This is a genomic window from Streptomyces venezuelae ATCC 10712, assembly GCF_008639165.1.
Lineage (GTDB): Bacteria > Actinomycetota > Actinomycetes > Streptomycetales > Streptomycetaceae > Streptomyces > Streptomyces venezuelae.
On the sequence record NZ_CP029197.1, the window covers coordinates 6,792,644 to 6,818,394 of the forward strand.

26 protein-coding genes are annotated in these 25,751 nt (G+C 74.0%); 21 read left to right on the top strand and 5 right to left on the bottom strand.

Going from position 1 to position 25,751, the window contains the following annotated elements; translation table 11 throughout:
• Positions 1-8 precede the first annotated feature (8 nt).
• From DEJ43_RS31225 to trpC, 10 genes are read left to right on the top strand one after another with little or no spacing between them, the layout of a single operon-like run.
• Positions 9-1,313, top strand: coding sequence for a beta-ketoacyl-[acyl-carrier-protein] synthase family protein (locus DEJ43_RS31225; protein WP_015037418.1), 1,305 nt, complete (start codon positions 9-11; stop codon positions 1,311-1,313).
• Positions 1,310-2,113: an alpha/beta fold hydrolase gene (locus tag DEJ43_RS31230; RefSeq protein WP_015037419.1), complete on the top strand. Its 804-nt coding sequence runs from the start codon at positions 1,310-1,312 to the stop codon at positions 2,111-2,113. The genes DEJ43_RS31225 and DEJ43_RS31230 overlap by 4 nt, the downstream gene beginning before the upstream one ends.
• The gene (locus tag DEJ43_RS31235; RefSeq protein WP_015037420.1) at positions 2,110-3,075 is read left to right on the top strand and encodes an acyl-CoA thioesterase family protein; all 966 of its coding nucleotides are present in this window, start codon (positions 2,110-2,112) and stop codon (positions 3,073-3,075) included. Before DEJ43_RS31230 ends, DEJ43_RS31235 begins: the two co-directional genes overlap by 4 nt.
• On the top strand, positions 3,072-4,190 hold the full coding sequence (locus tag DEJ43_RS31240; protein WP_015037421.1) for a beta-ketoacyl synthase N-terminal-like domain-containing protein: 1,119 nt from the start codon (positions 3,072-3,074) through the stop codon (positions 4,188-4,190). Before DEJ43_RS31235 ends, DEJ43_RS31240 begins: the two co-directional genes overlap by 4 nt.
• A gap of 10 nt (positions 4,191-4,200) precedes the next feature.
• Positions 4,201-4,614: an ApeI family dehydratase gene (locus DEJ43_RS31245; protein ID WP_015037422.1), complete on the top strand. Its 414-nt coding sequence runs from the start codon at positions 4,201-4,203 to the stop codon at positions 4,612-4,614.
• Positions 4,611-5,162 (top strand): 3-hydroxyacyl-ACP dehydratase FabZ family protein, encoded by a 552-nt coding sequence (locus tag DEJ43_RS31250; RefSeq protein ID WP_015037423.1) that lies wholly within the window; start codon positions 4,611-4,613, stop codon positions 5,160-5,162. The genes DEJ43_RS31245 and DEJ43_RS31250 overlap by 4 nt, the downstream gene beginning before the upstream one ends.
• A complete protein-coding gene (gene fabG, locus DEJ43_RS31255) occupies positions 5,159-5,905 on the top strand; it encodes a 3-oxoacyl-[acyl-carrier-protein] reductase (protein ID WP_015037424.1) in 747 nt (248 codons plus the stop codon). The genes DEJ43_RS31250 and fabG overlap by 4 nt, the downstream gene beginning before the upstream one ends.
• Position 5,906: 1 nt before the next feature.
• On the top strand, positions 5,907-6,617 hold the full coding sequence (locus tag DEJ43_RS31260; RefSeq protein WP_015037425.1) for a 2-hydroxychromene-2-carboxylate isomerase: 711 nt from the start codon (positions 5,907-5,909) through the stop codon (positions 6,615-6,617).
• Positions 6,614-7,723 carry a hypothetical protein gene (locus tag DEJ43_RS31265; protein ID WP_015037426.1) on the top strand — a complete coding sequence of 370 codons (1,110 nt, stop codon included), beginning with the start codon at positions 6,614-6,616 and terminating at the stop codon, positions 7,721-7,723. The genes DEJ43_RS31260 and DEJ43_RS31265 overlap by 4 nt, the downstream gene beginning before the upstream one ends.
• A gap of 49 nt (positions 7,724-7,772) precedes the next feature.
• Positions 7,773-8,702, top strand: a complete 930-nt coding sequence (gene trpC / locus DEJ43_RS31270; RefSeq protein WP_015037427.1) for an indole-3-glycerol phosphate synthase TrpC — start codon at positions 7,773-7,775, stop codon at positions 8,700-8,702.
• Between the two features lie 74 nt (positions 8,703-8,776).
• Here the strand turns inward: trpC and trpD are convergent, their stop codons facing one another.
• Entirely contained in the window at positions 8,777-9,841 is a 1,065-nt protein-coding gene (trpD, locus tag DEJ43_RS31275; RefSeq protein WP_015037428.1) for an anthranilate phosphoribosyltransferase, read from the bottom strand.
• Positions 9,842-9,983: 142 nt separating this feature from the next.
• Between trpD and pdxR the strand changes: the two genes are divergently transcribed.
• Positions 9,984-11,372, top strand: coding sequence for a MocR-like pyridoxine biosynthesis transcription factor PdxR (gene pdxR, locus DEJ43_RS31280; RefSeq protein WP_015037429.1), 1,389 nt, complete (start codon positions 9,984-9,986; stop codon positions 11,370-11,372).
• On the opposite strand, the gene DEJ43_RS31285 is transcribed toward pdxR, so the two are convergent.
• A complete protein-coding gene (locus DEJ43_RS31285; protein ID WP_015037430.1) occupies positions 11,350-11,982 on the bottom strand; it encodes an anthranilate synthase component II in 633 nt (210 codons plus the stop codon). The two genes, pdxR and DEJ43_RS31285, sit on opposite strands and share 23 nt — an antisense overlap.
• A 106-nt stretch (positions 11,983-12,088) precedes the next feature.
• Positions 12,089-13,603: an anthranilate synthase component I family protein gene (locus DEJ43_RS31290; RefSeq protein WP_078508925.1), complete on the bottom strand. Its 1,515-nt coding sequence runs from the start codon at positions 13,601-13,603 to the stop codon at positions 12,089-12,091.
• Between the two features lie 222 nt (positions 13,604-13,825).
• Between DEJ43_RS31290 and DEJ43_RS31295 the strand changes: the two genes are divergently transcribed.
• Positions 13,826-15,244: a class II 3-deoxy-7-phosphoheptulonate synthase gene (locus DEJ43_RS31295; protein WP_015037432.1), complete on the top strand. Its 1,419-nt coding sequence runs from the start codon at positions 13,826-13,828 to the stop codon at positions 15,242-15,244.
• On the opposite strand, the gene DEJ43_RS31300 is transcribed toward DEJ43_RS31295, so the two are convergent.
• Positions 15,222-15,935, bottom strand: coding sequence for a thioesterase II family protein (locus DEJ43_RS31300; protein ID WP_015037433.1), 714 nt, complete (start codon positions 15,933-15,935; stop codon positions 15,222-15,224). The genes DEJ43_RS31295 and DEJ43_RS31300 overlap by 23 nt on opposite strands.
• A 10-nt stretch (positions 15,936-15,945) precedes the next feature.
• Positions 15,946-16,653 carry an aspartate/glutamate racemase family protein gene (locus tag DEJ43_RS31305; RefSeq protein ID WP_015037434.1) on the bottom strand — a complete coding sequence of 236 codons (708 nt, stop codon included), beginning with the start codon at positions 16,651-16,653 and terminating at the stop codon, positions 15,946-15,948.
• Positions 16,654-16,912: 259 nt separating this feature from the next.
• Between DEJ43_RS31305 and DEJ43_RS31310 the strand changes: the two genes are divergently transcribed.
• The 9 genes from DEJ43_RS31310 to sbnB all read left to right on the top strand — a co-directional run bounded on the left by DEJ43_RS31310 (position 16,913) and on the right by sbnB (position 25,734).
• Positions 16,913-17,641: a DUF4097 family beta strand repeat-containing protein gene (locus tag DEJ43_RS31310; RefSeq protein ID WP_015037435.1), complete on the top strand. Its 729-nt coding sequence runs from the start codon at positions 16,913-16,915 to the stop codon at positions 17,639-17,641.
• Between the two features lie 223 nt (positions 17,642-17,864).
• Positions 17,865-18,794: a 3-oxoacyl-[acyl-carrier-protein] synthase III C-terminal domain-containing protein gene (locus DEJ43_RS31315; RefSeq protein ID WP_015037436.1), complete on the top strand. Its 930-nt coding sequence runs from the start codon at positions 17,865-17,867 to the stop codon at positions 18,792-18,794.
• 17 nt (positions 18,795-18,811) lie between these two features.
• The gene (locus DEJ43_RS31320; protein ID WP_015037437.1) at positions 18,812-20,206 is read left to right on the top strand and encodes a preATP grasp domain-containing protein; all 1,395 of its coding nucleotides are present in this window, start codon (positions 18,812-18,814) and stop codon (positions 20,204-20,206) included.
• Entirely contained in the window at positions 20,203-21,501 is a 1,299-nt protein-coding gene (locus DEJ43_RS31325; RefSeq protein WP_015037438.1) for a type III PLP-dependent enzyme, read from the top strand. Before DEJ43_RS31320 ends, DEJ43_RS31325 begins: the two co-directional genes overlap by 4 nt.
• Positions 21,502-21,530: 29 nt before the next feature.
• Positions 21,531-21,806 (top strand): acyl carrier protein, encoded by a 276-nt coding sequence (locus tag DEJ43_RS31330; RefSeq protein ID WP_015037439.1) that lies wholly within the window; start codon positions 21,531-21,533, stop codon positions 21,804-21,806.
• Positions 21,803-22,675 (top strand): hypothetical protein, encoded by an 873-nt coding sequence (locus tag DEJ43_RS31335; RefSeq protein WP_015037440.1) that lies wholly within the window; start codon positions 21,803-21,805, stop codon positions 22,673-22,675. Before DEJ43_RS31330 ends, DEJ43_RS31335 begins: the two co-directional genes overlap by 4 nt.
• The gene (locus DEJ43_RS31340) at positions 22,672-23,397 is read left to right on the top strand and encodes a hypothetical protein (protein ID WP_015037441.1); all 726 of its coding nucleotides are present in this window, start codon (positions 22,672-22,674) and stop codon (positions 23,395-23,397) included. The genes DEJ43_RS31335 and DEJ43_RS31340 overlap by 4 nt, the downstream gene beginning before the upstream one ends.
• Positions 23,394-24,569 carry an acyl-CoA dehydrogenase family protein gene (locus tag DEJ43_RS31345; RefSeq protein ID WP_015037442.1) on the top strand — a complete coding sequence of 392 codons (1,176 nt, stop codon included), beginning with the start codon at positions 23,394-23,396 and terminating at the stop codon, positions 24,567-24,569. Before DEJ43_RS31340 ends, DEJ43_RS31345 begins: the two co-directional genes overlap by 4 nt.
• Positions 24,570-24,684: 115 nt before the next feature.
• Positions 24,685-25,734: a 2,3-diaminopropionate biosynthesis protein SbnB gene (gene sbnB, locus DEJ43_RS31350; RefSeq protein WP_015037443.1), complete on the top strand. Its 1,050-nt coding sequence runs from the start codon at positions 24,685-24,687 to the stop codon at positions 25,732-25,734.
• Positions 25,735-25,751: the final 17 nt, after the last annotated feature.

Sequence of the window (25,751 nt, forward strand, 5' to 3'; positions counted from 1 at the left end):
GGACAGCGATGAGCACTGAGCGCCGGCGACCGCACCGGGTCGTCGTCACCGGCCTGGGGACGGTGACCAGCATCGGTACCTCGGCCACCGAGTTCCTGACCGGGCTGCGCACCGGCCGCAGCGGGGTCAAGCCGATCACGGCCTTCGACACGACCGGATACGCGTACGCCAACGGCTGTGAGATCGAAGGCTTCGACCCGTCGGAGTGGATCGAGCGCGTCGATCCCGGAGAGCTGGGCCGGGCCGGCCAGTTCTCGGTCGCCGCGGCCAGGATGGCCGTGTCCGACGCCGGCATGGCCCTGGAGGAGCTGCGCTCCCGCCGGGTGCTCGTCTCCGTCGGCACCACCGACGGCGAGTCGCACGACCTCGACGGCCTGATGGAGAGCCAGCTCGCCTCCGGGCCCGAGCACCTGGACCCGGTGGTGGCCCGCCGCTCCTCCGCGGGGATGCTGTCCAGCAGCATCGTCCGCGAGCTGGAGCTGCGGGACGTGGAGGCGGTGACCATCCCCACCGCCTGCGCCGCCGGCAACTACGCCATCGGCTCCGGATTCGACGCGATCCGGTCCGGCGAGGTCGACGTCGCCCTGTCCGGCGGGGCCGACGCCGTGTGCCGCAAGACCTTCACCGGCTTCTACCGGCTCGGCACCATCGCCCCCGAGGTGTGCCAGCCGTTCGACGTCGACCGCCAGGGCATCCTCACCGGGGAGGGGGCCGGCATCCTGTTCCTGGAGAGCCTGGAATCGGCCCTCGCCCGCGGTGCCCGGATCTACGCCGAGATCCTCGGCTACGGTCTGAACTGCGACGCCCACCACCCGGTCGCCCCGGACCGGGACAGCCTCGCCGCCTGCATCGAGCTGGCCCACCGCAACGCCGGGGTCAAGCCCGAGGACATCGACTTCATCTCGGCGCACGGCACCGGGACGAAGGCCAACGACGTCACCGAGGCGGGAGCCATCCGCCAGGTGTTCGCCGACCCCCCGCCGACGGTGTCCATCAAGGCGATGCTCGGCCACACCATGGGCGCCGCCAGCGCCCTCGCCTCGGCCGCCTGCGCCCTCGCCATCACCGAGGGGTTCATCCCACCGACGATCAACCACCGTCGGACGGACCCCGAGTGCGGCCTGGACCCGGTGCCCAACGAGGCACGCCCCGCCGACGTGCGCATCGTGCAGAACAACGCACTCGCCTTCGCCGGCAACAACGCCGTGGTGATCCTCGCCCGGTACGAGCCGGACACCACCGGCCCGTCCGGCGGCACCGTCCGGTCCGCCCCGGACACCGCCGACGGCCACGCCACGGGAACGGCCGCATGACAGCCGTGACCCCGCGGCTGCGCCGGCCCGCCACGCGCGACGACCCGCTGCGGGTGCTCCTGCTGCACGGGCTCGGCGGCCGGCCCTCGGTCTGGGACCCGTTCGCGGCCCGGGCCGACGGACGCCTCGAACTGTGGGACGTGGACCTGCCCTGGCGGGCCATGGCCCACAGCGAGGGCTGGGGCTCCCTGCCCCGGCCCGCCGACTGCCTCGTCGAACTGCTCCAGGAGCCGTACGACGCCGTGGTGGCCCACTCGTACGCGGCCAACCTGCTCACCGAGGCCGGCGCGGCGGGACTCGTCGCCCCCCGGCCCACGGTGCTGATCAGCCCCTTCTACCGGTCGAGTCCGCAGGACTTCGACTGGTCGGTGATCTCGTACTACCTCAACGACTTCCACCGCGTCTTCGAGGAGGCGCTGGAGGTCGGCGAGACCCAGCGGTACGCCAAGACGCACCGGGACTGGATGGCCCTGCGGCTGCGCGACCAGATCGGGCCCTACGGCTGGATGCGGTTCTTCGAGTCGTATCTGCGCACGCCCTTCCTGGACCTGGCCGCCGTCCGCTCCCCGCTCCTCGTGCTGTCCGGCGAGAAGGACATCGCGGCGCGCGCGGACGACGGCCGCGCCCTCGCGGCGGCCGTGCCCGGCGCCCGCTTCGAACTCCTCGACGGGTGCAGGCACTTCCCCATGGTGGAGGACCCCGACCGGGTCACCCGCCTCGTGCACGACTTCCTCGCCGTAGGTCCCCGTCCGGCGCGGCACTCCGCCGCCGCCCCCGTTCCCCGACTGGAGATGACATGAGCAGCAGCACGGCAGCCGCCACGGACGGCAGCACCAGCCTGGAGATCCGGCCCCGCTACGAGGGGTCGAACATCTGCACCTGGATCGGCTTCAAGCACGTCAACTACATGGTCGAGGAGGCCGTCTACGACCACCTGCGGCAGCGCGGCTTCCCGGCCGGCGAGCTGTACGAGCGGTGCGGCCTGGGCGTCGACATCACCGACCTCGACACCAAGATCCTCACCGCCTTCCACATCGACTCCGTCGCCACCGCCGTCGTCCGGCCCGCCCCCGACAAGGGCGACGGGCTCCGCCTCGTCGTCGAGATGACGACCGAGCGCGGCGGCGAGCAGGTGAAGGCCGTCGTCTCGAAGGTCGCCGTCCAGCTGCGCTTCGACCCGCGGGGCCACGAGGCCGAGGAGGCGCCGGCCGAGCTCGCCGGGTACGTCGTCGACCGGCTCGGCGCCGGGGCCGAGGCCATCCCCGTCCAGCCGGGCACGGACCCGCTGGAGCAGCTGACCGCGGGCCGCAACGCCTTCGGCTGGGCCTGGCGGATGCCGTACTTCTACTGCCACTTCACCGAGCGCGTGCAGATGTCCGGCTACCTGCGGCAGATGGAGGAGGTCGTCGACCTCTTCCTGGAGGACCGCGGCGTCTCCATCAAGACCCTGCTCGACGAGCAGGACTGGATCCCGGTCGTGCCGCACTCGCGGATCACCGTCCTCGACGAGGCCCGCATGGAGGAGACGCTCTACACCGTCTTCACCGTCGAGAACATCTTCAAGCGCTACACCTACACCGCCCGCATGGACACCTACGTGCTGCGCGACGGCGTGCTGGTGCCCACCACCACCGGCCGGATCACCCACGGCTGGGCCGTCATCCAGAACCGCGCCGACTGGAGCCTGGTCGACTTCGACGACCGCCTGATCAACGCGCTCAGCGGCAAGGCGGGCAAGGCGGTCGGCCGGGGGACGGCATGACCGCCACCGGGGTGGCGAGCCGGGCGGCCGGGACCGGGGCCCCGGCCACCGACGAACTCGTCTTCACCGCCTGGTCGTCGGTCTCGCCGTACGGCATGGAGGCCGCCGCCTACGCCGAGGGCATCGGCTCGGCCTCCGGCGCGCTCGCCGACCTCGACCCGGAGGCCTTCCCCGGGCCGTACCGGCAGGGCGCCGTCGTACCGGAGTTCACCGCGGCCGGCGCCCTCGGCAAGAAGGGGACCCGGACGATGGACCGGGTCACCGCCCTCGCCGTCTCCACCTTCGGCCACCTCCTCGACGAGTGCGGCCCCGCCCTCGTCGAGCGGCCGGAGAGCGTCGCCCTCGTCCTGGGCACCGGGTCCGGCAGCGTCCAGAGCATCATGGACTTCACCCGCGACTCCCTCACCGGGGACCGGCCCTACCTCGTCGACCCGGCCCGCTTCCCCAACACGGTGATGAACCGCGCGGCCGGCCAGAGCGCCATCTGGCACGGCATCAAGGGACCCAACACCACCGTCGCGGGCGGCTGGCTGACCGGGCTGCTCGTGCTCGGCTACGCCGGCCGGCTCCACCGGGGCGGACACTGCGAACGGGTGCTGTGCGGCGTCGCCGAGGAGTACTCCGAGCAGCGGGCCTGGCTGGAGTGGCACGCCGCCGAAGAAGGCACCCGTCCCCCGCTCGGCGAGGGCGGCGCGGCCTGGCTGCTGGAATCCGCCGAGGCCGCGCGGGACGCGGGCCGCACCCCGCTCGCCCGGCTCCTCGGCACCCGCTTCCGCGCCTACCACCGGCCCGACGAGGCGGCGGACGCCCTGACCACCTGTGTGCGCGCCCTCCTGGACGAGGCGGGCGCCGACCCGGACGACGTCCGGCTCGTGGTGCCGCTCGGCACCGAAGGCGAGGAGGACGCCGTGCGGCGGGCCCTGCCGGCCGGCCGGGAACCCGAATGGATCCGCTGCCGGCCGCTGCTCGGCGACACCTCCGCCGCCGCGACCGGCTTCCAGACCGCGGCCGTCCTCGCCCGCGCGGCCGGCGGCGGACTGCCCGCGGGGCAGCTCGCGCTCGTCACCGGCATCGACCGGGACGGCACGGTCGGCTGCGCGCTGCTGAGCGGATGAGGAGACGACCATGACCCTCGAAGAAGCCCTCGGCCTGGTGGACCGGCCGCGCACGGCGGACGGCCCCGAGCGGACCGGCCCGGCGGAGGAGACCGTACGGACCTCCTTCGCCGTGCCCGCCGACGACCCGTTCCTGGCGGGCCACTACCCCGGCTTCCCGCTGGTGCCCGGCTTCAGCCTCGTCCAGTACGTGTACGAGCTGGCCGCCGGCGCCGGAGCACCCCGGGACCATCCGGTCGTCGTGCGCAAGGCGAAGTTCCTCAGCCCGGTCCGGCCGGGCGAGGAGATCGTCGTCGAGGCACGCGTCGAGCGGGCCGCCGACGGGGTCCGCGCCGTCGCCTCCGTCAGCGCGGACACCCGGCCCGCCGCCGAGATCACCCTCCACTACCCGCGGGAGAGCGACGACCCGCAGGAGAACCCGTGAACACGCACCCTGGAGAACCCGTGACCACGTCGGCGGGAGACTCCGCGACGACCGCCCGCATCACCTCGGTCATCCCGCACCGCCCTCCGGCGCTGCTCGTGGACCGGGTGGTGACGGTGGAACCGGGCCGCCGGCTCGTCGCCCACCGCACCGCCGACACCACGGGGCCCGGCTTCCACCCGGGCCCCGGCGACGGGGACCGCCCACCGGGCCTCCCGCTCGGGGCACTGCTGGAGTCCTGGGCCCAGAGCGCGGTCCTGCTGGCCTGCTGGGAGCGGCCCAACCCGGACGTCCTCGCGGGCGACGTCGCCCTGCTGGCCGGGGTCCGCGACGTGCGCGTCCTGGCCCCCGTACCGCCCGGGTCGCTCCTCGTCCACGAGGTCCGCATGGTCCGCGACCTCGGCGCCACCGTCCTCACCACCGGCACCACCACCGTGGGGGACCGGACGGTCCTGGAAGTGGGGCAGCTGACGCTCGCCCTGCGCCCCGCCGAGGTCCTCGACCCGGCGGCCGGGACCACCGCAACGACAACCGACGAGAGGTCATGATGTCCGCAGACAACCGCGTCGCCCTGGTCACGGGAGGCTCCCGGGGCATCGGCCGCAGCGTCGTCCAGCGCCTCGCCGCCGACGGCTACGACATCGCCTTCTGCTACCGCTCGCGCGAGGAGGAGGCGCTGACCGTGGCCAAGGAGGCCGAGGCGGCCGGCGCGAAGGTGCTGGTCCGCCAGGTCGACGTGGCCGAGCAGTTCGACGCCGAGGACTTCGTCCGGGCGACCGAGCACGAGCTCGGCCCGATCCACGTCGTCGTCTCCTCGGCGGGCATCGTCCGCGACAACCCGCTCATCATGATGAACGGCCAGTCCTGGCAGGAGGTGCTGCGCGTCAACCTCGACGGCACGTACCACATCTGCCGCGCCGCCGTCTTCGCCATGCTCAAGCGCCGCACCGGGGTCGTCATCACCATGTCCTCGGTGGCCGGGGTGTACGGCAACGCCACCCAGACCAACTACTCGGCGTCCAAGGCCGGCATCATCGGCTTCTCCAAGGCCCTGGCCAAGGAGGTCGCGCCGCGCGGCATCCGCGTCAACAGCGTCGCCCCCGGCTTCATCGAGACCGACATGACCTCGGCGCTCGGCGAGGACGCCGGCGAACGGCTCGCCGCGCGCGTCCCGCTCGGCCGCTTCGGCCGCCCCGAGGAGGTCGCCGACCTGGTGTCCTTCCTGGCCTCGGACCGCGCCTCGTACATCACCGGGCAGGTCTTCGGCGTCGACGGCGGCCTGGTGATCTGACATGGCGGCCGACAGGACCCCGCGGTTCTACTTCTCGCTGCGCAGCCCCTACTCCTGGCTCGCCTACCGCACGCTGCTCGACGAATACCCCGACATCGCGGCCGCCGTCGAGTGGCGGCCGTTCTTCGAACCCGACCAACTCAGCGAGGAGATGCTCACCGAGACCGGCGGCAGCTTCCCCTACACGCCGATGTCCCGCGCCAAGCACCTGTACGTCCTCCAGGACGTCGGGCGGCTCGCCAAGGCCCGGGGACTGCGCCTGACCTGGCCGGTCGACCGGGCGCCGGTGTGGGAGGTCCCGCACCTCGCGTACCTCGTCGCGCTGCGCGAAGGACGCGGCCCCGAGTACATCGCGGCGGCCTACCGGGCGCGCTGGGAGGAGGGCCGCGACATCTGCGACCCGGCCGTCGTCGCCGACATCGCCACCGGCATCGGCATCGACGCCCGGGCCGCCGCCGGCGCCGCCGACGACCCCGAACTGCGCCGCGAGGGACTGCGGCTGCTCCACGACATCGACAGGGACGGCGTCTTCGGCGTCCCCTTCTTCGTCCACGGCTACAGCCGGTTCTGGGGCCTGGACCGCCTAGGCGACTTCGTCGGCCACCTCCGGCAGCGCACGGCGCCCGCAGGACGGCTGCCGGAACCGGTCGGCGCCGCGGTAGGACTCGGACCACGGTCCGTCGACGACGGCCACGCGGGAGGCTGCGGATGAACACCCCCGAGAAGTCCCTGACACCGGACCCCCGAAGAGCCCGGCGCACCCGGCGGGCGGTCACCGGCCCGCGGGTCGCCGGAGCCGCGCTCGCCCTCCTGGCGACCGCCCTCGCCCCGCTCCCGGCCGCCCAGGCGGCCGCCCCGCGCGCGGCGGCCTGCGCCTGGACCGCGACCGTGCTGCCGGTACCGGCCGACCTCAACGGCGGCGGCGTCGTCACGGCCGCCGACAGCGCGGGCGGCCACGCCGGACACGGCGAGTTCGTCTCGCCCTGGGGCGGTTCGGACCGCACGGTCCTGCGCTGGAAGAACGGCGCCGCCACCGCGTACCCCGTCCCCGCGGACCTCCACGACCCCGAGGTGACCGGCGTCGACCGGACGGGGACGATGGTCGGCCACGGCGGCCCGCTCGGCGAGGAGCACGCCTTCCGCTCGCGGGGCGGCGCGCTGGAACGCCTTCCCGAACCTGCCGGCACCACCAGCTCCGCGGCCACCGGCATCAACGACGCCGGCGACATCGTCGGCCACGTCGGCCGGAAACGGACCTCCGGAACGTACGTGTACACCGTCGACCAGGCGGTCATCTGGCCCGCCGCCGCACCCGGCACCGTCGTCGCCCTCACCGGCCTGCCCGCCGGGCAGACCCGGGCGACCGGCATCGACCAGGACGGCACCGTGCTCGTCGAGCACACCCCCGTGACCACCGACGCCTTCGACGGCACCGCCGTCCACCTCTGGCGCGCCGGAACCGCCCGCAAGCTGACCCTGCCCTCGGGCACGGTCACGGTACGGGCCGCCTCGATCGCCGCCGGCCGGGTGGCCGGCACGACCTACGGCCGGTCCGGCACCGAGGAACGCGGCGTGCTCTGGGACACGAACGGGACGCCCCTGCGCCCCGAAGGAAGTCTGAGCCTCCTGTCGGTCAACCGCACCGGTCAGTCCCTCGGCTGGACCTCCGGCGACGACGGCGTCTGGCAGCTCGACCGCCGGGTCACCACCCTGCCGAACGCCGGACTGAACGTCTCCGCCGACGACGGTTCCGTCGCGGGCTGGAGCAGGACGACGACCGGCGGCTCCCCCCGGCCGACGGTGTGGCGATGCCGGTGAGCGGGCGTACCACCGGACCGGTGACCGCGCCGGCCGGGAGGAGAGCGCTGTGACCGTGCTCGACGACATCGTCGCGGGGGTCCGCGAGGACCTGGACGAACGCCGACGCCGGCTCCCCGTGCGGGAGTTGCGGGACCGGGCCTCCGCCGCCGGTCCCGCGAGGGACTGCGCGGCGCTGCTGCGCGGCGACGCGGGCACCGGGGTGATCGCCGAGGTCAAGCGGTCGAGCCCGTCCCAGGGGCGGCTCGCCGACATCCCCTCGCCGGCCTCCCTCGCCGCCGCGTACGAGGCGGGCGGCGCCCGCGCCGTCAGCGTGCTCACCGAGCGGCGCCGGTTCGGCGGCACCCTCGCCGACCTGGACGCCGTACGCGCCCGGGTCCGGGTGCCGGTGCTGCGCAAGGACTTCGTCCTCGGCGACTACCAGCTGTGGGAGGCGCGCGCCCACGGCGCGGACCTCGTGCTGCTCATCGTCGCCGCGCTCGAACAGCCCCTGCTCGCCGACCTCGTGGCCCAGGCCGCCGAGATCGGCCTCACCCCGCTGGTGGAGGTCCACGACGCAGGCGAGGCCGAGCGGGCCCTCGCGGCGGGCGCCCGGGTGATCGGCGTCAACGCCCGTGACCTGCGCACCCTGGAGGTGGACCGGTCGGCCTTCGGCCGCGTCGCGCCGCTGATCCCCGAGGACGTCGTCACCATCGCCGAGTCGGGCGTCCGGGGCCCGGACGACGTCACCGCGTACGCCCGCCAGGGCGCGCACGCGGTCCTGGTCGGCACCTGCCTGGTGACGGGCGGCGCACCGCGCGAGGCGGTCCGCGCCCTGACGGCGGCGGGCCGCGACCGGACCGCCCGGCCGACGACGACCGCACCGGGAGCCCTCACTTCGGTCGCGCCCGCGCCCGGGGACCCGAGCACGGCCACGGTCCCGTCCGGAGACCCGAACCCGGCCGCGGCCACGACCACGGCCGGGCGTCCGCACCCGTGATCCGCTTCGCCGGACCGCCCGTCCTCCCGCCCGAGCTTTCCCCGGGCGGGAGGACGGGCGGTCCGGTTTCGGCATCACCCCTCGTCGGCGTGCTTGGTGGTGAGGGTGCGCCAGCGGTCCAGGACCGCGGCCGCCGCGCCCGAGTCGATGGAGGCGGCGGCCCGGCCGAGGGCCGGACGCAGCCGCTCGGTGAACGGGCGCGGGGACGGCTCGAGGGCGACCAGGCCCGCCGCCGCCGACAGCAGCACCGCGTCCCGTACCGGACCCCGGGCGCCGGCCAGGACCTCGCGGGCCACCCGCGCGTTGTGCGCGCGGTCCCCGCCGCGCAGCGCGGCCGGTTCCGCCCGCGCGATGCCGACGTCCCACGGGTCGAAGCGCTCCGCGCGGACCGCGCCCTCGTGCACCGACCAGACCGTGGAGGTCGTGGTGACCGTCAGCTCGTCCATGCCGTCGTCACCACGGAAGACCAGCGCCGACACACCCCGCCGGGCGAGGACCCCGGCGAGCAGCGGGGCGAGCCGCGCGTCGGCGACGCCCACCGCGCAGGCGGTCGGCGCGGCCGGATTGACCAGCGGGCCCAGCGCGTTGAAGACGGTGCGGATGCCCAGCTCCCGGCGCGGTCCGGCCGCGTGCCGCAGCGCCGGATGGAACTCGGGCGCGAAGCAGAAGGTGATGCCGGCCTCCTCCGCGACCGCGGCGATCGCGTCCGGCTCCAGGCGCAGCGCGACCCCCAGTTCCTCCAGCACGTCGGCCGAGCCGCAGGCCGAGGACGCCGAGCGGTTGCCGTGCTTGACGACCCGGGCCCCGGCGCCGGCGGCCACGATCGCGGACATCGTCGAGATGTTGACGCTGTTCGATCCGTCGCCGCCGGTGCCCACGATGTCCAGGGTGGGACCCGGCACCTCAAGGCGTACCGCGTGCCGGTACAGGGCCCGTACCAGGCCCTCGATCTCCTCGACCGTCTCGCCCTTGGCCCGTAACGCCACCATCAGCCCGGCCAGCCGCACCGGTCCGGCCCGGCCCGACATGACGTCGTCCATCGCCCATTCCGTGTCCCGCGCGGAAAGGCTCCGGCCGTTCAGCAGGGCGTCCAGCAGATCCGGCCAGCCGGGCGTCAGCGGTTCGGCGCTCACGCTCATGGAATTCTCCTCAGCCCGATATCCGAATACGAATACGTGTCGACTGCCAGTCTGCTGACCGCCCGAACGGTATTCCAGACCACTGTCCGACGAGCCGTACGGTCCAATTTCCACGCGAGCCCGCCAGAGGGAGGGAAGTGCTGTGGCACTGCACATGTCCATGGACATCGTGAGGGATTCCGAGGTTTCCCTGACGGCGCAGATCCAGCGGTTCATCAAGAACGAGATATCCGAGGGAGTCCTCCATCCCGGCACCCGGCTGCCGTCCAGCCGCGCCCTCGCCGACGACCTCGACGTCTCGCGCAGCGTCGTCGTCGAGGCCTACGGCCAGCTCGTCGCCGAGGGCTATCTGGAGGCGACCCGGGGCGCCGGCACCCGGGTGGGCCCGCACCTGGCCGAGCCGGCCGTCGTGCCGGCGCTGCTGGACGCCGGGAGCGGCCCGGAGACCCGCTGGGACCTGCGGGCCGGCGGACGCAACCTGCCCGCCTTCCCCCGGCGGGAGTGGCTCTCCTGCTACCAGCGCGTCCTCGACGCGGCCACACCCGCCGACCACGACTACCCGCCGCCGGCGGGCGAACCCGCCCTGCGCACCGAACTCGCCCACTACCTGGGCCGATCGCGCGGGGTGCGCGCGGACGCCGGCACCATCATGGTCGTCGCCGGCTTCGGGCACGCCCTCGGCCTGCTCTGCTCCGTACTGCCCTGGCACGGCGTGGACCGGCTCGCCATCGAGGACCCCGGCCACCCGGGGCAGCGCAGGTTCCTGGGGGAGAGCGGGCTGACGCCCGTGCCCGTCCCCGTCGACGAGGAGGGCATCGACGTCGAGGCGCTGGCCGCGACCGGCGCCAGGGCCGTCCTCGTGACCCCCGCCCACCAGTTCCCCACCGGGGTGACCCTGAGCGCACGACGGCGCGAGGCCCTGGTCCGGTGGGCCAGGGCCGTCGGCGGCTGGGTGATCGAGGACGACTACGACGGCGGCCTCTGGTACGAGCGCACGCCCCGCCCGCCGGCGCTCCAGCGCCTCGCCCCGGACCGCGTCCTCTACGCCGGGACCGCCAGCAAGACGCTCGCGCCCGGGCTCAGACTCGGCTGGCTCGCCGTCCCCGGCGAGCTCGTCGAGCCGCTGCTGCGCGGCCGGGCCCGGCACGACCTGGGCACCGAGACGCTGACCCAGCTGGCCTTCGCGGAACTGCTCCGCGGCGGGATGTTCGACCGGCACCTGCGCCGGCTCAACGCCCACTGCCGGGGCCGCCGCGAGGCCCTGGACGAGGCGGTGCGCCGCCATCTGCCCGGCGCGGTGGTCACCGGCCGGGCCGCCGGCCATCACGCGTACCTCCGGCTGCCCCGGCACGCCGACGAGGCGGCGCTGGTGAGCGCCGCCCTGGGCCGGTCGGTGCTGGTGCGGGGCGCGGCGGCCTACCACGCCCGGCCGCTCCGCGGCGCGCCCGCGCTCGTCGTCGGGCACACCCATCTGCCGCGCTCGGGCGTGGCCGAGGCCGTACGGGAGATCAGCGCGGCCGTGCGCCGGTGAGCCCGGCGTCCTCGTGCGCTGCGGCCCCTCCGGGCGTCGGGGACCCGGCCGTGGAGAGGAAGTTCTCCAGGAGGGTGAGGCCCGCCGTCGTCATGATGCTCTCCGGGTGGAACTGCACGCCCTCGACGGCGAGCGAGCGGTGCCGCAGACCCATCACATAGCCGTGGTCGGCGGCGACGGCGGTGACCAGGAGCTCCTCGGGCAGCGGCTCGGCGACCACCAGCGAGTGGTAGCGGGTGGCTTCGAGGGAGTTGCCGAGGCCCCGGTAGATGCCGGCGCCGTCGTGGCGCACCGTGCTCGTCCGGCCGTGCATGAGCTCGTCGGCGACGTCGACCCGGCCGCCGTACGCCAGGGCGATGGCCTGGTGGCCGAGGCAGACGCCGAGCAGCGGCACCCGGCCGGCGAAGCGGTGGACGAGCTCGACGTGACCGGAGTCCGCGGGGTGCCCCGGGCCGGGGCCGAGCACCACCGCGTCGGGGCGCGCGGCGGCGAGCTCCTCGGGGGAGCGGGTGCGCGACCGTACGACCTCCGTGTCGGCCCCGAGGGTGCGGAGGTACTGGTCGATGATGTGGACGAAGCTGTCGTACGCGTCGATCAGCAGGACCTTCATACCGGGCGTCTCCAGTGCGGCGTCGGGGCGTTCGGGTGGGTCGGACGGGTCGGGTGGCTCGGCCGGGAAGGCGGCGGCTGCGGCGGCCGACGCGGCGGCGCGCCGGTCATGCCAGGAGTTCGGCGCCGGTGAGCGCCCAGTAGGCGGCGCCCATCTTGGCCAGGGTCTCGCGCCACTCGGCCTCGGGGTCGGACTGCGCCACCAGGCCGGCCGAGCTCTGCGTGGAGTAGACGGCGCCGTCGTACTCGATCGTGCGGATGCACAGGGCCAGTTCGCTCCAGCCGCGCACGTCGACCACGCCCACGGCCCCCGCGTAGGCGCCGCGGTGCTCCTGCTCCAGACCGTCGATGATCTCCATCGCGCGGAGCTTGGGGGCGCCGGTCATGGTGCCGGCCGGGAACGTGGCCCGGACCGCCTGCCACGGGTCGACCTCCGGCTCCAGCTCGCCGGAGACGGTCGAGACCAGGTGGAACACGTGCGAGAAGGTCTCCACCGCCATCAGCCGGTCGACCGGCTGGACGCTCGGCCGGCAGACCCGTCCGATGTCGTTGCGGCAGAGGTCGACCAGCATGATGTGCTCGGCGCGCTCCTTCTCGCTCTCGCGCATCTCCTTCACCCGCCGCTCGTTCTCCTCGTGGTCGTCCGGGTGGCGCCGGGCCGTGCCCGCGATGGGGCGCATCACGATGGCGCCGTCCTCGATCCGGAAGAACAGCTCGGGGCTTGCGCCGATCAGCGTCCGGCCGGCGCGCGGCAGGAGGTACATGTGCGGCGAGGGGTTGCGGCCGCGCAGCCGGCGGTAGACGTCGACGGGGCCCAGCGCGGTCCGGACGTCGATGCGGTGGCCGATCTGGATCTGGTAGATGTCACCGACCGCGATGTGGTCGAGGCAGCGCCCGGCCCAGTCGAGGAACGTCGAGCGGCTGACGCTGTCGCGCACCTCGCGGGGCGCCGGGGCCTGCGGCACGGCGGACCGGGGGTCGTCCTCCGGGCGCTGGGCCGCGGCCCACACCTCCACGGCGACGTCCAGGCCGGCCGGGCGCGCCGGGAAGGCCGGACTGTCGGCGCTGAGCAGACGCACGCCCCCCGGCCCGTACCGGACGGTGTCCCGGAACAGCGTCAGGGTCACGTCGGGCCCGGCCGACTCCTTGGTCCGGGGCGGCAGTTCGTCCATGTGCCAGGCGGACTCGTACGCGAACGTGGTCAGGAACCCGAAGGCGTACTCGTCCGCGGGGAGCGCGGTGTCGAGGACGAACAGCCGCTGGGCGCGGGCCGCCAGCTCCCACAGCTCGTCGGAGGAGCCGAGCCGCAGCCGGTGCGCACCACCCTCCCCGCCCGCCTCCGGCCGGAGCCCGGCGGCCTCGGCGGCGGCCACGAGCGCGCGCACCACCTCCGGCGCGCCGTCGATCTCGACATGGCCGGCGAACCCGCGGATCTCCGCGATCCGGCCCACGCCCACGGTGGCGGAGCGCCGCTGCCGCGGACCGTCCCCGCTCAGGTCCTCGAAGAGAAAGATCTCCGAGCTGCCGAGCGCCTCCCCCAACCCGGTGTACAGATCGAGCGGGTCGTGCCACGGCAACGCGTCGGCCACGACCCGTACCTCGATGGATCCATGCTCCGTCATCTCCGTCACGGTGAACTCCCGTCGCATTCTCGAAATCGTCCTCGGGCAGCGGTCGATCCCTCCCGACGATGAAAAGAGAACCGCGTGACCACCCCGGCGTGCCAGACCAATTCCCCGGCGCCGATACGGACCACTTCCGAATTCCTTGACCCCGGCCGCCGTAATGCACTGTGCTTTCCATGGTTTTCGTTCGGACCTGCGCACGGAAAGGGAGCTCGGACCATGGAAAACGAATCCAGCGAGACCGGACAGCCCGGCGAATCCGGAGAGACCTGGGCGGCCGGCGGGCCGGGCGACTCCTGGCGGACGCTCGCCGCCGCCCAGCAGCCCGATTGGCCCGACCGGCGCGAGGCGGCCGCCGCGACGCGCTGGCTGACCCAGGCGCCGCCGCTGGTCCTGGCCGCCGAGTGCGACCGGCTGCGCGAGCGGATGGCCGCCGTCGCCCGGGGCGAGGCCGTCCTCCTCCAGGGCGGCGACTGCGCGGAGACCTTCGGCGAGGCGACCTCCCAGGGGGTGCGCGGCAAGCTGCGGACCCTGCTCCAGATGGCCGTCGTCCTCACCCACGCGACCGCCCTGCCGGTGGTGAAGGTGGGCCGGATGGCGGGGCAGTACGCCAAGCCCCGCTCCAGCCCCGTCGAGTCGAGGGACGGCCTGACCCTGCCCTCCTACCGGGGGGACGCGGTCAACGGGGCCGCCTTCACCGAGGAGGCCCGCACCCCCGACCCGTGGCGCATGCGGCGGATGTACGAGGCGTCCGCGACCACCCTCAACCTGGTCCGCGCGCTCACCACCGGCGGCTTCGCCGACCTGCGGCAGGTGCACGACTGGAACAAGGGATTCGTGGCGGGTTCGGCGGCCGGCCGGCGCTACGAGCGGATCGCCGACGAGATCGACCGCACCCTCGCCTTCATGCAGGCCTGCGGGGTCGGCCTCGGCGAACTGACGAGCGCCGAGTTCTTCGTCGGCCACGAGGGCCTGCTCCTCGACTACGAGGCCGCCCTCACCCGACCCGAGGGGGAGACCGGCCGCTCGTACGCCGCCAGCGGGCACCTGCTGTGGATCGGGGAGCGGACCCGGGACCTGGACGGCGCGCACGTCGAGTACTTCTCGCGGATCGCCAACCCGATCGCGGTCAAGCTCGGTCCCACCGCCTCCGCCGACGACGTCCTCGGCCTCATCGACCGCCTCGACCCGGCCCGCGAACCGGGCCGGCTGACCCTGGTGGTCCGGGCCGGCGCCGACCGGGTCCGTGACGTGCTGCCCACCCTGGTGGAGAAGGTGACCGCGGAGGGGGCGCGGGTGTGCTGGGTCAGCGACCCGATGCACGGCAACACGTTCACGGCGCCGAGCGGCCACAAGACCCGCCGCTTCGACGCCGTCCTCGACGAGGTCCGCGGCTTCATGGAGGTGCACCACGCCCTCGGCACCCACCCCGGCGGCGTCCACGTGGAACTCACCGGCGACGACGTCACCGAGTGCGTGGGCGGCGGCAACGCCGTTCGCACCGAGGACCTGGCCCAGCGCTACGAGACCGCCTGCGACCCGAGGCTCAACCACGACCAGTCCCTGGACCTGGCCTTCCTCCTCGCCGAGATGTACCGCGAGCGTCCGGCGACGCTCACACCCGGCAGCCGTCCCTGAGCACGTCGAACGGAGGCTCGGCGGCCAGGTAGAAATGGCCGCCGGCCACCGTCCGCAGCCGGAACTCCCCGCGGGTCGCCTCCTGCCAGGCGGCGGCCTGCTCGGGCGCCACCCGGGGATCGGAGTCGCCGACGAGCGCGGTGACGGGACAGGACAGCGGCGGCCGGTCCGGCTGCCGGTAGTCGCCGAGCATGGCGAAGTCGGCGGTGAGGGCGGGCAGGATCAGGTCGCGGAAACCCGGGTCGGCCAGCAACTCCGGGTCGGTGCCGCCCAGTTCGGCCAGCGTCCGCAGCGCGCCCTCCGGGCCCTCGGGCGCGTCGGCGCGCGGCAGGTGCGGTGCCCGCGCCCCGGAGACGACGAGCCCGGCCACCGGCGCCCCGCGCTCCTGGAGGTCGGCGGCCGTCTCGTACGCCACGAGCGCGCCCATGCTGTGCCCGAAGAGGACGACCCGCCGGCCGTCGTCCTGGGCGGCGATCTCCTCGCCGATCCGGCGGGCCATCGCGCGCAGGTCCCGTGACGGTTCCTCACCGAGGCGTTCGGCGCGGCCCGGGTAGCAGACGGTGTACAGCTCGGTCCCGTCGAGCGCGGCGGCCCACCCCCGGAAGAACAGGGGGGAGCCGCCGGCGTGCGGGAAACAGAAGAGCCGCACCGGGGCCGAGGCCCGCGGTGCGGTCGTACGGGTCCACGGCATGGGGCCCTCCTCAGAGCAGTGCGGCGACGCAGGCGCGGGACAGCGCGTGCAGACTGGAGACCATGGACTCCGGCGGCAGCGCGGAGGCCCGGTGGGCGAGCGGGAGTTCGGTGCAGGCGGCGAGCACCGGCAGCGGGCGCCGCCGCAGCAGGGAGGTCACGACGTCCTGGAAGGCGCCGGCTGCCTCCTCGGTCCGCCCCGCCTTCACCAGGCCGGCGGCCGCGTGGACGCGCTCCTGCTCGGCGTCGCGGGGCACGTGCAGCGGGTATCCCCGGGCCGCCGCCCGCTTCTGGTAGACGCCGCTGGCGACGGTCCCGGTGGTCGCCGTGAGCCAGCCCCCCTCCGGACTCAGGCGGACCGCCTCGTCGAGGGTCGCGTCGACGATGTCGACGAGCGGGGCGGGGAGTTCGGAGGCGATGTCGTCGAGCAGCGCGTGCGCGGTGTTGCAGGGGATCGCCAGCAGATCGGCCCCCCATTCGACGAGGGTGAACAGATGTTTGCGAATGCGGCGCGCGGCCTCGGTGTCGTCACCGAGGACGGCCGCGGTGCGATCGGGGATGCCGGGGTCGGAGAGCATGACGATCCGGGGGTGGTCCTGGTCCCGGGACGCCGGCACGTCGAGGGCGAGCAGCCGCAGGAACTCCGCGGTCGCCGCGGGCCCCATTCCGCCGAGTACGCCCAGCGTTCTGCCTGGGGGCAGGGTCGTCGCCGCAGTCATGGGACGATGCTGGGCCCCGCCGCTGATGCCCCGCTGACACCCCGCTGACACCGGCCGGGCCGCGCCGAGGGGGCGCCGCCGCGACCGCCCCGGTCACCGCTTCGGGGGTACGGTCAGCCCACGTCGGGACCCGGGGGTTTGCCCCATGGTCGCTCGGTTGCAGGTGCGATAGCGTCGCAGAGCGCCGGGCCCACCAGGGGTCCGGACCGGTTTCCCCCCCCGTGCCCGTTCGGGCCACTCTCCAGAACTGAGGGACCTCATGCGTCAGTTACTCCGCGGCCTCGGGATCATCGCGGTTTCCGGCATCGCCGTCGGCTCGCTCACCTCCTGCGGCATGGTGCAGGGCGAGACCTACGAGGACGACAGCACCCTCTCCGGCAAGTTCACCTCGGTCCGCCTCGACAACGGCTCGGGCGGCGTCACGGTCAACGGCGTCAAGGACGGCCCCTTCGCGCTGCACCGCAAGATCGAGTTCCAGGGCGAGCAGCCCACCGGCGCCACCCACCGGATCGAGAACGGCGTCCTGATCCTCGGCGGCTGCGGCAACCGCTGCTCGGTCAACTACACCGTCGACGTCCCGGCCGGCATCCCGGTCAACGGCGAGGTCTCCAGCGGAGCGATCCGCCTGGCCCAGGTCGGCTCGGTCGCGGTGACGACCAGCTCCGGCCGCATCGAGATGAACGGCGTCACCGGCACCGTCCAGGTCCGCACCACCAACGGCCAGATCAACGGCACCGGCATCAAGGGCGACCGGATCCAGGCCCAGACCTCCAACGGCAAGATCAACCTGACCCCGGACACCCCCGCCGACGTCCGCGCCCAGACCTCCAACGGCGACGTCACCCTCACCGTGCCCAAGGCCAGCTACAAGGTGACCGTCGACTCGAACAACGGCGACCGGACCGTCGACGTGCCCAGCGACCCGGCCGGCAAGTACGAGCTCGGCGTGCGCACCAGCAACGGCGACATCACCGTCAGGAACAGCTGAGCCCGGGCGGGCCCCGGCCCGCCCCGCCCGCCGGAAAGGCCCCGCCCCGCCCGCCGGAAAGGCCCGCTCCGAACGCCGGCAGGGCCCCGCGCCGCCCGCCGGAAGGCCCCGCTCCGAATGCCGGCAGGGCCCCGGCGGAGGCGGCGATCAGCGCGGCGTCAGCCCGCTGTCAGCGCCTCTGAAGAGTCTTGAGTGGCTCCGACCACTCAAGGAGGCCCGGCGCATGACCTCGCTCGAAGCGGTGTCGAGTTACCTGCCACCCGCCATACCCGTGGAAGAACTGCGTGAACCGCTGGGCCTCACGGACCAGCAGGTACGCAGGTTCACCAGGCTCTACGGCCTGGAACGGATCTGCCAGGCGCCCGACCAGTCCGAGGCCGAACTGCTGCTCGCGGCGGCCGGGAAGCTGGAGGCCCTCGCAGGCCAGGAAGACCGCGTGCGCTACGTGGTGCGTGCCAAGGGGCTGCGCACCACCGCGCCCTATCCCGTCAGCCCCCTCCAGCAGGTGCGCGAGGCGCTCGGACTGCGCCACGCGACCGTGTTCTCCGTGGCCGACCACGGCTGCGCGACCGGACTGCTCGCCCTCGACGTGGCGGGCACCCTGCTGGCCGCCGACCCCGACCCGGACGCCCTCGCCCTGGTCCTGGCCGGCGACAAGACGTTCACCCCGTTCTCCCAGTGGGTCGAGGACGTCTCCATCATGGGCGAGGGCATGACGGCCCTGCTCGTCAGCGCGAACGGCCCCCGTGACCGGGTGCTGGGCTATCGGGCCCGCATCATCGGCCGGGACGACGGTGTGATCGACCTGGACCCCGAGGGTGCCAGGGAGGCCAAGCGCATCTACCAGGACGTCATGGCCGACGTCATCCACGACGCGCTCGCCGACGCCGGAATCGGTGTCGGCGATCTCGACCTCGTGCTCCCGCACAACGTCAACCGCGTCTCCTGGACGGTCGCCGGCAAGAACCTCGGCATTCCGCAGGACCGCATCTTCCTGGAGAACATCGCGAAGACCGGTCACTGCTTCTGCGCCGACCCCTTCGTCAACTACCAGTCCGCGCGCGAACTCGGCCTGCTGCGGCCCGGAGGCTTCTACCTGATGACCTCCGCGGGCCTCGGCCAGTCGTTCGCGGCGGCGGTCCTCCAGCACTGACCCCGAGAGGACGGCACATGAGCGGCACACTTCCGGGCTTCCGAGCGCGCCTCGCGACGGCCCTGACCGGGGCGCCCGACACCCCGCTGCTGTTCCTCGGCAACTTCGAGGTGGAGCAGCAGTGGGCGAAGGGCGAGCACACCCTGCCACGTCTGTCGGCCGCGACGGCCAACGCCGTGGTCAACCACATGGACGAGTTCGCCCTGTTCCTCGGCGGCGGCGCCGACCACGTCGTCCTCAAGACCCGGCCGGACGACGACTACCTCGACTTCCTCGCCGGACTCGGCGTCGACCTGCCCCGGATCCACGTGCCCGGCCGGCAGGACCCGCAGCGCACCGTCACCGAGGACGCCCTCGACGACCCGGCGCTGCTCGCCGCCCTCTCCGCCCTGGCGGGGCCGTCGGGGCAGGGCTGCCAGGTCACCGCGCACGGCATCTCCGCCGACGAGCGACGGTTCGCGAAGACCGCGGGTCTGCCGCTCGCCGGACCCGGCCCGGAGACCTGCAAGGCGGTCAACAGCAAGGTGTACAGCCGCCGCGTCGCCGACGAGCTCGGCCTGCGCCAGCCCCGCGGCTGGGCCTGCGAGACCCTCGACGAACTCGCCGCCGCGTTCGCCGCCGCCACGGCCGACACCGGCTCGCGGTACGTGGTGAAGGAGGCGTTCGGCGTCTCCGGCAAGGGCATCGCCGTCCTGGAGAGCCCGCGCAGGGCCGACCGGATCCTCGGCATGGTGCGCAAGCAGGCCGAGCGCTCCGGGAACGGCTCCCTCGCCTTCGTCGTCGAGGAGTGGGTGGCCAAGGAGACCGACCTGAACTACCAGTTCACGGTCGGCCGCGACGGCGGCACGCACTTCGACTTCGTCAAGGAACAGCTCACCGAGGGCGGCGTCCACAAGGGACACCGGATGCCCGCCCGGCTCACCCCCGCCCAGCGGGACGCGGTCGTCGACGCCGCCGAGCGGCTCGGCAAGCGCCTCGCCGGCGACGGCTACTTCGGGGTCGTCGGCGTCGACGCCATGCTCGACCCCGAGGGCGGCCTCTACCCGGTCGTGGAGATCAACGCCCGGCACAACATGTCGACCTATCAGGTCGGCCTGGAGGAGCGGTTCGTCGGGGAAGGACGCATCGCCGTCGCCCGCCACTACCCGCTGCGGCTCACCACGCCCCTGTCGTTCGCCGAGACCCGGACCCTGCTCGACGGGCTCCTCTTCGACCCGGCCCGGGGCAGCGGCCTGCTCGTCAACAACCACGCCACGGTCAACGCGGGCTTCGCCGAGACGGCGGAGACGGCCGGACACACCGTCGACGGACGCCTGTACGGGGTCCTCGTCGCGGAGTCCGACGACCGCGTCGGGGCCCTCGACACGGAGATCGCCGCGCGACTCGCGGCACGGAAGGACAACGCGGCATGAGCACACGACACGAGGTCCAGGGCATACCCGTCGCCGAACTCGCCGAGACCTACGGCACCCCGTTCTACCTGTACGACGGGGACGCGCTGGAAGGCCGCATGCGGGCGCTCCGCGAGGCCTTCGACCCGCGCCTGGAGTTCTTCTTCTCCCTCAAGTCCAACCCCAACATCGCCGTCTGCGCCCTGCTGCACGCCCACGGCGCCCGCGCCGAGGTCTGCTCGATGACCGAGCTCCTCACCGCCCGGCAGGCCGGCGTCGCCCCCGAGGACATCATCTTCCTCGGCCCGGGCAAGAGCCGCGACGAGATCGCCGCCTGCCTGGACGAGGGCATCTCCGCCCTCGTCTGCGAGTCGACGCAGGAGCTCGCCCTCATCGACGAACTGGCCCGGGAGCGCGGAGTGCGCGCCCCCGTCGCGCTGCGCGTCAACCCCGCCTTCTCGGTGAAGGGCTCCGGCCTCACCATGGGCGGCAAGCCCCGCCAGTTCGGCATCGACGAGGCACAGCTGCTCGCCGACCCCGACCTCGCCGCGCGCCACCCGCACGTCCGCCTGATGGGCGTGCAGGTCTACATGGGCACCCGCATCCTCAGCGAGCAGTCCGTCGTCGAGAACTCCACGCGCATCTTCGACCTCGCCGAACGGCTCTCCGCCGCCCTCGGCTTCCCGCTCGAACTCGTCGACATCGGCGGCGGACTCGGCGTCGCCTACTTCGACGGCGAGAACGACCTCGACCTGTCGGTCCTGGCCACCGACCTCAACCCGGTCCTGGCCGGCTTCGCCGACCGCCACCCGAGCACCCGGCTCGTCATGGAGCTCGGCCGCTACCTCACCGCCGAGGCCGGGACGTACGTCCTGCGCGTCCGGTACGTGAAGACCTCGCTCGGCGAGAACTTCGCCGTCACCGACGGCGGCACCCACCACCACATGGCGGCGGTCGGCATCGGCTCGTTCGTCAAGCGGAACTTCCCGATGCGGCTGCTCAGCGGCGCCGGCGAGGAGACCGGCACCGAGACGTGGAACGTCACGGGCCCGCTGTGCACCCCCAACGACACCCTGGCCAAGAAGATCCAGCTGCCGCCGCTCGCCCCCGGCGACCTGCTCGGCGTGGACCGCTCCGGCGCCTACGGCCCCACCGCGTCCCCCGTGAACTTCCTCAGCCACGGCTACCCCGCCGAGGTGCTCGTCGTCGACGGGCGGGCCCACCTCGTCCGCGAGCCCGACCGCCCCGCCGACCTGCTGAGCAAGCAGCGGCTCCCGCAGGCCGTGCTGCACGCCCGCGCCACCGCCGCCAACTGACCCCGACCACCGCCGGAAGGACTCCCACCATGCCCGGAACGACCACCACCGACCGTGCCCGGATCGTCGCCGAGATCTCCGCGGCCCTGCACGACGTCCTCGACTACGACCTGCCGGAACTCACCGAGGACTCCCGGCTCTTCGACGAGCTGGGCCTGGACTCCACCGGCGTCTTCGAGATGCTGATGCGCCTGGAGGAGTCGCTGGACATCGAGTTCGACACGGACTCGCTGGAGATGGCGCACTTCGCCAGCGTGCGCTCGCTGACCGACTTCATCGCGGCCGAATCGGGTGCCCGGGGATGACCGTGCAGCCCGCCCTCGCCCCCCGCGCCGCCGCGGCCGCGGCCGCCGGAGCGTTCCCGCTCCGGCTCGCCGGGGCCGTGCACCGCACGTTCCCGGAGGGTACGGCCCGGATCGACGACGCCTTCTCCGTACGCCACTTCGCCGACCTCACCACGCTGTACGGGGTCGAGCCCCGCCCGGAGGTCGCCGCCCGCGGCACCGGCAACAGCTTCGCCGGAATGTCCGCGGCGCTCCTCGCGGAACTGTCCCCCGAGCCCGTGGAGACCGAGCTCGTCGTCGTCGCCCACACCACCCCGGACCTGGACTGCCGGCTCGCCGCCGTCACCGCGCTGTCCGTGCTCGTCCCCGGCGACCCCCAGGTGCTCACCGTCGCCGACTGCGGCTCCGCGGCGCCCTTCGTCGCGCTGGAGGTGGCCGGCCGGTACGTCAGGCGGCACGGCTACCGCTCGGCCGCCGTGTTCGTCCTCGACCAGGCCACCCTGCCGTACGAGACGGGCCGCGACCTCGCCGGGGACGCGGGCGCCGCCCTGCTGTTCACCGCCGACGGCGGCGCCGGTGAGCTCGCGGTGCGCCGCGCCTCCGGCGCCACCGCCGAGGACGTCGCCGCCCTCGCCCCGCGGCTCCTCGCCGAACTGGGCTGCGGCCCGGACACGCCCCTCGTCCTCGGCCCGGCCCTCGGCGCGGGCCCGGCGCTGCCCGGCCACACCGGCCGGCGGCTCCCGGCCCCCGCCGGACTCCCGGCCTCCGCCACGCTCACGGAGCTGCTCGCCGAGGCGGAGCGGGCCCCGCACGAGGACCGTCTCGCCCTGCTCGACCACGACCCGGAGACCGGCGAACTCAGCGCCTGCCTCCTCCGGAGAGACGCATGACCACCCTCGCCCCCGGCGGCCAGGCACCGCCGGAACACGAACACGGCGCGGCGGAGCACGTCCACGGCGTGGCCCGGCGCGAGGGCCTCGCCCCCGCGCTGGCCGCGCTGGGCTCCGCCGCGCTGCCCGGCCTGCTGCCCTGCGGCCCCGCCGGGCACGCCGTGGTGGACGCGCGGACCCACGCGGAGGCCGGGGAGATCTGGGCCGGCGGCCGGCGCCGGCCGCGCGACCGCCGGCGGGAGACCGTCCTCACCGAGACGCCCCTGCCGGGCGGCACGGTCGTCACCACCCGCGTCACCCGCCCGGCACCGGACGGCGACCGCCGCCCGGACACCGCCGACGAGGCCGCGGCCGCCGCGTACGCCCGCGGGCTCGTCTGGCTGCGCCTCGGCCTCTCCGAAGGCCTGCGGTCCGCCTGCGTCGCCCACCTCGCCCACCGGCGCACCGGCGACACCACCGTCCTCCAGCAGCAGCTGGTCAAAGGCACCGTCGCCGACGTCCTGGTCGAGCACCTGGAGGTCCGCGCCGTCCTCACCGGGACCGCCCCCGGCGACCTCGACACCGGCATGCTGGGCCACCTGCACCGCCGGATCACCGCCGCCGACCGCGAACAGGTACGGCTGCTCGGCGCCTCGGGCTACCTCATGGACAGCCCCGGCCTGACCGCGTACGCCTCGGAGCTCCTCGCCGAGGCCCACACCGGCGAGGAGGTCACACCGTGACCCACGTGGACGCCCGCCTCGCCGTGCTGCGCGCCCGGCTGCGCGAGTGGGGGGAGCAACTGCGCCCGCTCGCCCTGGAGATCGACCGCGACCCGGAGGCGATCCGGCACCACTTCGACCTCCCGGCCGTACGCCACCTTGCCACCATGGGCATCCCCGCCGCCTACGGCCACGAGCCGGAGAAGATCGACGGGCACCGCTTCTACGGCGACTCCGCCCTCGAACGGGCCGTCGTCATGGAGGAGTTGGCCTGCGCCGACGTCGGCACCCTGGTCGCCTCGCCCGGCCCGCTGCTCGCCGGCGTCGCCGTCGGCCTCTTCGCCGACGAGGCCCAGAAGAAGTGGTTCTACGGCCGGATGCTCAGCGAGCCGCTGTGGACCTGCTTCGCCCTGACCGAACCGGACGGCGGCTCGGACGCCGCGGCCCTCCGCAGCACCCTCACCCGCACCGCCGACGGCGCCCTGCTCAGCGGGGAGAAACGCTACGTCGGCAACGCCTCGCGCGCCCAGCTCGGCGTGGTGTTCGCCCGCAGCGGCCCCGGGCCGCTCGGCATCAGCGCCGTCCTCGTCGACACCACCGACCCCGGCTTCCGCGCCGCACCGCTCGACATGATCGGACTGCGCGGCGCCCGGATCAGCTCCATCGCCATGGACGGCGTCGCCGTCCCCGAGGAGCACTTCCTCGGCCGGCACCTGCCCGCCACCCGGCGGGGCGTCTGGGCCTTCGTGCAGACGTTCAACCTGCTGCGCCCGGGCGTCGCCGCCATCTCCGTCGGCATCGCCCGCGCCGCCCTCGAGTACGTCGCCGACCACCGCGGCACCCTGCGCGCCGCCGAACGCGAACGCCTCGACGACCTCGTCCGGCGCGTCGACGCGGCCCGCCTCCTGGTGCACCACGCCGCGGCCGCCGTCGACGCCCGCGGCACCGACGGCCACCTCGCCTCGGCCGCCAAACTCCGCACCGCCCGGCTCGCCGAGGACGCCACCCTCGCGGCCTGCTCGTTCTTCGGGCCCGGCGCGCGCCTCGACCACCCGCTGCTCGACAAACTCGCCCGGGACGCCCGGGCGATGGAGTTCCTCGAAGGCACCGCCAACATGCAGCGCCTCACCCTCTTCCAGGGCCTGCTCGGCGGCAAGATCGACCGCGCCGCGCCGCCCCTCGCCGTCCGCTGAGGGCGCCCGTCAGAGGCGGATCAGCCCGGCGTCAGGGCCCGGCGCAAGCATGCACCCATCGTCCCCGGCCGAACCGGGACGTCATCGTCCGAGAGTCTGAAAAGGTGGACACGTCATGGTGAAGCCGTCCCCGGCCTTCGCAGTGATACCGGGCGGGCAGGTCCAGGCCGCCCTCGCCGGCCGCGAGAAACAGGTCGTCGAGATCGTGGAGGCCGCCTACCGGCTCCACGGAGCGGGCCGGACCGTCAACCCGCCCTCGTACTTCCTGCGCTTCCCCGACCGGCCCGACGCGCGGATCATCGCGCTGCCCGCCTCCTGCGGCGGCGACATCGGCGTCGACGGCATCAAGTGGATCTCGAGCTTCCCCGCCAACATCACCTCCGGTCTGCCGCGCGCCTCGGCGGCCCTCCTCCTGAACGACCCCGCCACGGGCTACCCGTTCGCCTGCATGGAGGCCTCCATCATCAGCGCCGTGCGGACCGCCGCGTCCGCCGCGCTCGCCGCCGACCGGCTCTCCGAGGGCCGGCCCCGGCCGCGGCGGCTCGGCATCGTGGGCACCGGACTCATCGCCCGCTACGTCCACACCTTCCTGGCCGCCACCGGCTGGGAGTTCGAGCACGTGGGCGTCCACGACCTGAACCCCGAGTACGCGCGCGACTTCCGCGTCTACCTGGAGCAGACCGGCGAGCGGGCCCCGGTCACCGTCCACGAGACCGCCGACGACCTGCTGCGCTCCTGCGACCTCGTCGTCTTCGCCACCGTCGCCGGGAAGCCGCACGTCACCGACCCCGGGCTCTTCGCCCACCGCCCGCTCGTGCTGCACGTCTCGCTGCGCGACCTGGCACCCGAGATCATCCTGGCCTCGGCCAACATCGTCGACGACGTCGAGCACTGCCTCAAGGCCGACACCTCGGTCCACCTCGCCGAACAGCGCACCGGCAACCGGGAGTTCCTCACCGGCACTCTGTACGACGTGATCACCGGCGCCGTCCGGCCCGATCCCGCGCAGCCGCTGGTGTTCTCCCCGTTCGGGCTCGGCGTGCTCGACCTCGCCGTCGGCAAGTACGTCCACGACCTCGTCCGCGACGCAGGCGAACTGCACGTCGTCGACGACTTCTTCCACGAATTGGACCGCTACGGACAGCGGCGGACCACCACGGGCTGAACACGCGCGCATCGGGC